The organism is Novipirellula aureliae (assembly GCF_007860185.1).
In the GTDB taxonomy this organism is placed as follows: Bacteria; Planctomycetota; Planctomycetia; order Pirellulales; family Pirellulaceae; genus Novipirellula_A; species Novipirellula_A aureliae.
On record NZ_SJPY01000021.1, the window covers coordinates 1 to 4,696 of the forward strand.

8 protein-coding genes are annotated in these 4,696 nt (G+C 52.5%); 2 read left to right on the forward strand and 6 right to left on the reverse strand.

Going from position 1 to position 4,696, the window contains the following annotated elements:
- Both Q31b_RS29250 and Q31b_RS27455 read left to right on the forward strand, forming a co-directional pair.
- Positions 1–189: hypothetical protein (locus Q31b_RS29250; protein WP_231617903.1), on the forward strand; the 189-nt coding region annotated here is incomplete at its 5' end.
- A gap of 157 nt (positions 190–346) precedes the next feature.
- Entirely contained in the window at positions 347–607 is a 261-nt protein-coding gene (locus tag Q31b_RS27455; protein ID WP_146602874.1) for a hypothetical protein, read from the forward strand.
- 86 nt (positions 608–693) lie between these two features.
- Here the strand turns inward: Q31b_RS27455 and Q31b_RS27460 are convergent, their stop codons facing one another.
- The 6 genes from Q31b_RS27460 to Q31b_RS27485 form a co-directional block, all read right to left on the reverse strand.
- Positions 694–993 carry a hypothetical protein gene (locus tag Q31b_RS27460; RefSeq protein WP_146602875.1) on the reverse strand — a complete coding sequence of 100 codons (300 nt, stop codon included), beginning with the start codon at positions 991–993 and terminating at the stop codon, positions 694–696.
- A gap of 509 nt (positions 994–1,502) precedes the next feature.
- Positions 1,503–1,928 (reverse strand): hypothetical protein, encoded by a 426-nt coding sequence (locus Q31b_RS27465; RefSeq protein ID WP_146602876.1) that lies wholly within the window; start codon positions 1,926–1,928, stop codon positions 1,503–1,505.
- Positions 1,929–2,073: 145 nt separating this feature from the next.
- The gene (locus Q31b_RS27470) at positions 2,074–2,667 is read right to left on the reverse strand and encodes a hypothetical protein (RefSeq protein ID WP_146602877.1); all 594 of its coding nucleotides are present in this window, start codon (positions 2,665–2,667) and stop codon (positions 2,074–2,076) included.
- Between the two features lie 110 nt (positions 2,668–2,777).
- Positions 2,778–3,224: an SMI1/KNR4 family protein gene (locus tag Q31b_RS27475; RefSeq protein ID WP_146602878.1), complete on the reverse strand. Its 447-nt coding sequence runs from the start codon at positions 3,222–3,224 to the stop codon at positions 2,778–2,780.
- Positions 3,225–3,367: 143 nt separating this feature from the next.
- Positions 3,368–3,949 carry a hypothetical protein gene (locus Q31b_RS27480; RefSeq protein ID WP_146602879.1) on the reverse strand — a complete coding sequence of 194 codons (582 nt, stop codon included), beginning with the start codon at positions 3,947–3,949 and terminating at the stop codon, positions 3,368–3,370.
- A gap of 118 nt (positions 3,950–4,067) precedes the next feature.
- A complete protein-coding gene (locus Q31b_RS27485) occupies positions 4,068–4,451 on the reverse strand; it encodes a hypothetical protein (RefSeq protein ID WP_146602880.1) in 384 nt (127 codons plus the stop codon).
- Positions 4,452–4,696: the final 245 nt, after the last annotated feature.

The following is a 4,696-nucleotide window of genomic DNA, read 5'->3' on the forward strand; positions in this document are numbered from 1 at the left end:
TTGGCTCGCAAAACAAGCCAGCAATTTCGTTCTGACGATCACGAGAACCGAGCCAGCGCAGCGTGTATCGCATGCCTTCAAAAAAACAGCGAGCGAAGCTCATCGATCCCGTTCTTGGTTGGCATGGACGCCAACCCTCTTCCCGCAGGGATGCGGGCAGTCACCCCAGCAATAGAGACAACGATCTGAACCAGAGTGAGTCGATTAAGTTCAACGCCGACGATAACCGCGTCGGCCAGTGTTGAGGTTACCACAGAGTAAACGGTCGTGGCCGACTGCGGTTCATCGGATAGTTATCCGCTACGGTATGAGTGTAATAGGTTGGAGTTAATTACCGAGTAAACGTTTGCAACCGCGTACACGATGCACCACGATGGATTACGAAGCGATCCAGTGTGCCATCATCCAGTCGGCGATTCCACGATGGACTTCGTCCCCCTCGGTGACCGATCGTCTACCGAATGATGTTGTCAGCAAGTGTACGCGAAGTCGAGTAGCGGAGCAAGTTTCCGTTTGCAATCCGGCATCCGAACGAAATTCGTTCGCAGTTTACCATCCAACGAGCGGCACTGACAAGGATGACGGTGGCCGTCAAAAGGCTTGGTGAGACGACTTTCCATTTGTGAAACCTTGTTAGCAGTGCTCCGCGCGCACGGCATTGTTATCCGTATCTTGAAAGGGTCTATCCGAGCACTAACGTTTGCCGCGGATCAGGCCCCGTACGATCGAGGCGATACCCATTACGATCCCAATGGGAGCATAAAGGTATATGCGCCCTCGCATCAAACCAGCGGCCAAAAAGGTGAACGCAACAATTAGGATAATCGTTCCGGAAATGATTCCGCCCTTTCCGCTGGCCGCAGCGGAAATATCATCTGGGCGAAGTCCTGTGGATCGTTGCTCCGCTGGCGTCAATAGGAAGCAAATTGCAAACGTAATGCCACCGGCGATAGCTGCACCAATCCCAATCACCAATACTACCATCGGGAGCATCGTAGCCATCCCCGGTGTCGCCAAAACTATAAGGCCAAACAGCAGGCCCCCAATCACTGCGGCGATCATGGTTAGGACGCCTGTATTTGGCTTCCTTCTGATTAGGCGTCTTGGCTTTGTTGCTGCACCAAAATTCGGCGCGGCAGAGAGGCTTCGGTGCGGGAGAGTCGGTTGCCGAGACGACGCAGTTGACATCGGCAATTCATCAAAAACAGACGTAGGGGCAGGAGTAGGAACCATTGGTACCCTTAGCCTCTGCCCACATGGGCAAGCAACCACTTTGCCACTGGCTGTCGCAGGCGCGGACAGAACCTGGTTACAGGCAACGCATTTGAAGGACAGCTTCCGTGGTGCAGGTGCTTTCATTGAGCATTCATAACGAAACGCAGATAGATTTCAGTCGGGTAACGCCGACGATAACCGCGTCGGCCAGATTGAGGTTGTTATTAGAGTAAACGGTCGTGGCCGACTGCGGTTGATCGTTTGGTTATCCGGCGGTTTGTAGTTGCCTATCTATTGTACGCGACAATCGTGATCCCGTCGCCGTTGGAAATATAGTTGGCACGTGATTTGACAAGTGCAGTTTCAAGCGACGCAAGTTCCTGCCGATATGTGAGTTTGTGGTAATTGTCGAAGACAGAATGTGGAATTTGAATCCATTCAATCCATTTGTATTCGTATGGTTGAAATGCACCGTCATTGAATCGCTTTTCATTCAGGTCATGTGGTTGCGGCATTCTGTAGTGAATGGAAATGTGATCGGAGTCAATGTGTTTCCAGTGTGAATGAATCTGCTCGACGCCTTCATCTGCGATTGCCATAAACACGCGTCGCCATTTTGTGTTGCTCATGTGTGACGCGGTGCACTGCGCCATGCATTTGCGATACCGCTCGCGATCTGCGGCAATCATGTCATCGTACTGCGATTGATTCATGGTGATTGAGCCGGATAACGCTAGCGATCAGCGGGTACGTGGGTCCGGAGCGGAGGCGGTACAATGCCGAAGGCAACCGCCGCAGCGCAGGGCACACGTACTCCGTTGCATCGCCTTGTTATGTTGCGCTGGTGTTAATTCACGATCATATCACACGCCCCGCTGGGTAGTAGCCAATACCAGCGATCCCGGTGTTTGACAGTTCTGCACGAGCATCTTCAGTGACGAACATCGGACCGGTATTGCCATTTTGCTTGATCGTGAAAATGCCAAATTCAGGGATGATGCTGGCAGGGATTCGCAAACGCGTGATTTGACGCCTTCGTTCAGTGAAACGTCCACATGTTTCGCAAACCGTGTTTTTGCATTCAGTAGCGTCGGCACAAACACTTGCATCAAGTGTTACGCATGCCAATGAAGATTGGTCGCCGAACAACGTTTCGCCTTCGGTCATCGTCGCAGGGTGGAAGCTGAATGGGATTGCCAAATCAGACAGCAGTGACTTACCGTTGGCATCGACCATCAGGCGAAAGCCGCCCCAAAAGCAATTGTGGCCCGCATTCAACGATGACCGTGGATCTCCGAATTCGTATTCCCACCAGTACAGTAGTGGTGGACACCAACCGTTGAGGTTCGCTTCGCAAGTAGCACAGGGGCCTCGCTGAACGTGAATGCCACAAGGAAAGAAGTCGTCGCGGAAACGATGGGCAACGTTCGACAGAACGTACAGCTTTGTCATGCATTCATCATCTAGTTCAACAACATAACGTTCGCGATAACGGGGGGCGAGAGCAGGAGCTTGACTTCAGGACCGACTGCGCCGAGCCCTCCCGTTCATCGCATTGTTCGTCACGTTTGCAGGGCGCACTCAGCCACCCACTTGTTGAAGTCTTCGTATTCGGAATCCGAAATCGTGTAGCCGAGTTCGTGGTCGATCCAATATACGCAATCGCTGCATTTTCCGTCGAGCAGTTTGAAAGCGAGATAGTCGCCAGCACCATTGTCAGAGAATGGCAAGATCGTTGTTCCGATGCCGTCGACGAAATCCGATTCACGCCACAGGTTCCAATCGCTGTTGGGATCGAATGAATAAATCTGTGAATAGAGGAAGTCTCCCGCACCATAGGTCATCAGGAATCGTCGGTATTGACGATTGAGAACGATATTGCGTTCGCGTTCCAATTCTGTAATTCGGTCCTCGCTCATCGGCGCATCACGCAGGACGTGGTCACCATCGAAGGACTTCGATTTGTCGCGGATGTGCGCAATCATGAAATCGAGTTCAACGTCATCCATTTGCACAGCCTTACTTTGAGTGACGAACGACCAGGATCACCCGGTCCGAGGAGTTGAGCAACCACTGCCCAAGAGACTTTCGAGGACTCGGCGTGCATCCGATTGTTATCCGTCGTTGTGGTTCGAGCGTTGGGTGCAATCGATTAGCCTGTACCTGTGTCAACAGCAACAGCAAACACCAACATCAGCAGCAGCATTAGACCGGCAAGTAAATCGCGTTGAGCGACTGTTCCGATCTCTATTCTTGCTCGCCTATAGTATCGAAAGAGCATTGCAAGAAGTAGCAGCAACATCGCCGGAATTAGAATCCCTTGGAACCCTGCGACAACGCATTGATTAAAGCCGATAAACCCGCGTCCTTTAGGACCGGAGCAATTCTGCACAGCAGCGGCAGCGTCAAAGACCGGCAACGACACCAAGATGAGTATGAAGGCGGTGTCCGTATACCGGCTCGCAACCGTTCCGAGCAACACCGAGAGCAGCGCGACGACGAGAAGTTCATCGACAAAACAAACGAGTGGTGTCAGGTGCCGCCATATAAGCCAGTAAGGGATGCCCTGGTCTTCCAATGCGAGGCGCACAGACTGCGGATTGAACTGAGCCCAAGGGAAAAACGAACCGGCGACAAAGTCGATCAGGTTACGGATGTTTAGGACAAAGAATATCCAAACCGGCGCAAGCATCAAACTGCGTAATGAATATTGCGGTAAGCGGCCTACGCTCATCGGATCACATGGATTTCAGTCGGATAACGTCAGCGGTAACGGGGCCGCCGCCAAAAAACTTGATTCCCAAACACGCGTCATCGGCGGCTCCCGTTCACCGCTTTGTTCTGCTTAATAGTCAGTTAGCGCCGCGGTTCATATGCTGACATGCCTGATTCCACACGACACAGTTCGCGTCGGCCGCGAGTCGCCAAAACTCTGGCTCCAAGGCCAATATTCGACTACCGTCTTTACGTCCAAACATCGTACAGAATTCAATGATGTTTCTCGACTCGAGGCTTGCCAGCTGAGCAGTACGGGATTCTAGCCAAACGGCAGCAAGATCTACCGCCTCACTTTCATCCCGGGTTTCCCCCAGGAAGATGTTGATGCGGTAGTTTTCGCCTAACATGCCAACCTTAGAATCCACCGATGCGTCGTTTCCTTGAGAAAGCTCGTGGATGCGAGCATCTGGACCGATGGCTTCGAAGTGGACTTCGAGGTGCGCGAGATCGCTGTTCATATATCCTACTCACCGCCTCGACGTGGGATCCGAATTTGTACGCAGGCAGAACGCTAGCGGTAACGGGGCCGCCGCGAAAAAGCAATGATCTCAAAACCCGCGTCATCGGCGGCTCCCATTCACCGCATGGTTCCCCGTCCGTTCAATTCGTTTGGCCGGTGACTGAAGGGATAGCGTTGATGAAGGTATCGTCGCCAGTGATACGAAACGAGCCGCTGATCGGCTGTCGAATCTTCGGAACGGAT

Bases quoted from the DNA above. Each gene is read 5' to 3' on its own strand.
- Q31b_RS27460 (WP_146602875.1), bottom strand. From the start codon at position 993: ATGCTCCCGATGGTAGTATTGGTGATTGGGATTGGTGCAGCTATCGCC.
- Q31b_RS27480 (WP_146602879.1), bottom strand. From the start codon at position 3,949: ATGAGCGTAGGCCGCTTACCGCAATATTCATTACGCAGTTTGATGCTT.
- Q31b_RS27485 (WP_146602880.1), bottom strand. From the start codon at position 4,451: ATGAACAGCGATCTCGCGCACCTCGAAGTCCACTTCGAAGCCATCGGT.
- Q31b_RS27465 (WP_146602876.1), bottom strand. From the start codon at position 1,928: ATGAATCAATCGCAGTACGATGACATGATTGCCGCAGATCGCGAGCGG.
- Q31b_RS27470 (WP_146602877.1), bottom strand. From the start codon at position 2,667: ATGACAAAGCTGTACGTTCTGTCGAACGTTGCCCATCGTTTCCGCGAC.
- Q31b_RS27475 (WP_146602878.1), bottom strand. From the start codon at position 3,224: ATGGATGACGTTGAACTCGATTTCATGATTGCGCACATCCGCGACAAA.